The sequence below is a fragment of the uncultured Campylobacter sp. genome, from assembly GCF_937949835.1.
Lineage (GTDB): Bacteria > Campylobacterota > Campylobacteria > Campylobacterales > Campylobacteraceae > Campylobacter_B.
In genome coordinates this window covers 1-2,768 of record NZ_CALEDC010000133.1, presented here as the reverse complement: position 1 = coordinate 2,768, position 2,768 = coordinate 1, and the positions used below count along the sequence as shown (strand labels likewise).

Below are 2,768 nucleotides of genomic sequence, written 5' to 3'. Positions count from 1 at the left end.
AGAGCCAAAGGGGCTGCTAGACGAGCTGGACGCGCTAAGCGGCGAGCTTGAGCGGCTGATAGTTCGGATAAATTTAACCAACTGCACCGCAAAAGCAGACGGCAAGAGCCTAACCGAGCTAATCGCCAAGCGCGACGTACTCACGCTAAAAGCGGGTGCATTGCGGGCTTTCGCGCAAGCTTCCGCGCAAAAAGTGGATGTTTATTCGCGCAGCGAGATTAAAATTTTAAGCACGGTTGATGTCGCGGCGCTACAAAAGCAGGTGGACGAGATGGCCAAGCAGATCAGGCAGCTTGATACGACGCTGCAAGGCGCAAACTGGCAGACCGATCTGATCGAAAGCTAAGGGCGTAAAATTTAAAATTTCGGGTAAGTATCGCAAGAGGCGAGTACGAAACTCACCTGCGAAGCAGGTTTATGGCAGCGCTCGCGGAAACGGGCGCATCCCTTTTACGATTTATTTTCAGTAAATTTACAGGGGCAATGTAACTACGCAATGTAACTACCGCGTACTGATCTAGCGATACCGAGGGCGGGAACGGGGAAATTTAAAAACGAAATTTTGATTTTACGGTGCGATTTGCGGGCTTGCGGCGAAATCTAGCGGCGGATTTCGAGCGGGCTTGACGCTCAAATTTTGCGTTAAATTCATGCGTGCTTGCAAATTTTGCATTTTAGCCGCGAGCGTCAATTTTTACAAAAATCATAAAATTTAGCCAAATTTAAAGGATGAAATTTGAAATTTAAAACCCTTGCGCTGGCGGCCGCGTTTTTCTTTGCGACCGGCGTAAATGCGGAGCTTGTGACAGAAGCAAATTCCATAAATTTTATAAAAACAAACGGCGCGGAGCTAAATCTAGCGGACGCAAAAGACGCCAAATTTCAAAACGCGCATTTTAAGAGCTCAGATACCGCAGCGCGCAGCGCAAACCCAAACTCATCGCAAAAAGCAACCCTCATCGACGAAGCGAAAAATTTCTACCGCGTGGACGAGCGGCTATTTCGCAGTGCACAGCTTGACGGGAGCGACGCCGCGAAACTGCACGAGCTTGGCATAAAAAGCATCGTAAATCTGCGCCATTTTAGCAGAGGCGGCGACAGAAGGGCGTTTGGGGATCAATTTTGGCTCGCAAACAAGCCGCTTCAAAGCTGGGAGATAAAGCCCGCGCAGATCGCGGACGTCTTGCGCACCATTCGCGAGCGCCAAAAAGAGGGCGCCGTGCTCGTGCACTGCTATCACGGAGCCGATCGCACGGGGCTTGTGGTGGCGATGTACCGCGTGATCTATCAGGGCTGGAGCCTGGATGCCGCGCGCAGCGAGATGATAGACGGCGGATACGGCTTTCACTCCATGTGGCAGGATATCGCGGGCTTTTTGACGCCGCAAAACGAAGCGCTCGTAAGAGCCGAGCTTGGAATTTAGACGAAATTTTGCCCGTTAGTCAGACGGCGGCGAAATTTGTAAATTTAATAATGGCAAAATACCGTTTATAACGAAATTTTAGAATACGAGCTATGCATATTTTCTGGGGCGAGGCTCGGGATATACCAAAATGGGGGCGAAAAACGAGCTGCAAAGGCGCGCGGAGTTTGAGCAAAAATTTGAGGCCTGCAAGCAAAAGGCGCGGGAAATTTTAAATTTATAGGTATCGCTCGTCAAAATTTTACTCTTTGCGGCGAGCTAAATTTAAAACCGTAAATTTCTGCAAAAAAACAAAGAGACCTTAAAATAGTAAAATTTAGGTTGTAAAATTTTACGCATTTTTCTACTAAAAATTCTCATACCCTTTTTCAAATATGCGCTCATACCGCCGCGTGCGTATCGCAATCAAATCGGCTAAATTTTAAAAGCCTGATTTGCGCTTGCGGCGACGGGGCGCGCAAAACGCCGCAAATATCAGACAAAGTATCCGTAAATTTAGCCGAAACGCAGTAAAATTCGAGCGGCAAATTTAACAAAAGGAGCGATCGTGGAAAATTTATTACTAGCGCAGCTGCGCGAAGCGCTACCGCAGGGTATGCGCGTGCCAAGCGAGCTTGAGGCGCTTTATGCGTGGATCGAGGCAAACGGCTTTTATGACGACACGGGCGGGCGCAGACGCGGCTATCTCTATCCGCAGGATCGGCTGCAGCAGAGCTGGAGCGACGATGAGCGCGAGGGCGGCACGGACATCGTATTTTTCACGGATGAGCCGAAAAATCGCGACGAGGAGCTAAGGTATTGGTTTTACGGCGAGGATCGCGAGCTTGCCGCGGAGATCAAGCAGCGGCTTTGCGTATTCGCAGGCAGCGGCTCGGAGGGCTCGATGTGCGCGCTGTGGCTGGACGATGCGGGCGAGACTAGACCCCGCACATGGGCTCCGGCTCGGGCTCGAGCATGACCTGCGTTTTGGCTCATAGCGGGCTAGATTTTTTGCGACTGCTCGCGATCGGATACGATGAAATCTGCTGGGACGAGGATTTTAGTGCGCCGCCAAACAGCGAGGAGGACGATTTTTTCGTGCATCCAAACGTAAAATTTCAGCAGTGGCTCAAGGAGACGTTTAAAACGACGATCCCGCAAACCGCGCTTGAGCTCGTCACGCCCGCGCATCTGGACGACGAGAACCCGAGCGATGAGTTTTTGATCTGGGTAAATCGCGTCGCGGAGTAAAATTTAAAGCGGCCTTGCAAGATATGCTTGCAAATTTTGGCTGCTTGTTTGATCTGGGCTTGAGCGTTTTTTTGGGGATTTCAGGCTGCTTTCTAAGTAATGCGGCGCAGTTTTA

4 protein-coding genes are annotated in these 2,768 nt (G+C 50.4%); all 4 read left to right on the top strand.

The genetic code is table 11. The annotated features are described in order from the left end of the window. On the top strand, positions 1 to 346 hold a 346-nt coding region (locus Q0256_RS02935; RefSeq protein WP_297959901.1), incomplete at its 5' end, for a DIP1984 family protein. A 390-nt stretch (positions 347 to 736) separates the two neighbouring features. Beyond that, positions 737 to 1,423, top strand: a complete 687-nt coding sequence (locus tag Q0256_RS02930; protein WP_297959899.1) for a tyrosine-protein phosphatase — start codon at positions 737 to 739, stop codon at positions 1,421 to 1,423. A gap of 547 nt (positions 1,424 to 1,970) precedes the next feature. Then, entirely contained in the window at positions 1,971 to 2,381 is a 411-nt protein-coding gene (locus Q0256_RS02925) for a hypothetical protein (protein ID WP_297959897.1), read from the top strand. Beyond that, a complete protein-coding gene (locus Q0256_RS02920) occupies positions 2,378 to 2,653 on the top strand; it encodes a hypothetical protein (protein ID WP_297959895.1) in 276 nt (91 codons plus the stop codon). The genes Q0256_RS02925 and Q0256_RS02920 overlap by 4 nt, the downstream gene beginning before the upstream one ends. The last annotated feature ends 115 nt before the right edge of the window (positions 2,654 to 2,768 follow it).

Bases quoted from the DNA above. Each gene is read 5' to 3' on its own strand.
- Q0256_RS02920 (WP_297959895.1), top strand. From the start codon at position 2,378: ATGACCTGCGTTTTGGCTCATAGCGGGCTAGATTTTTTGCGACTGCTC.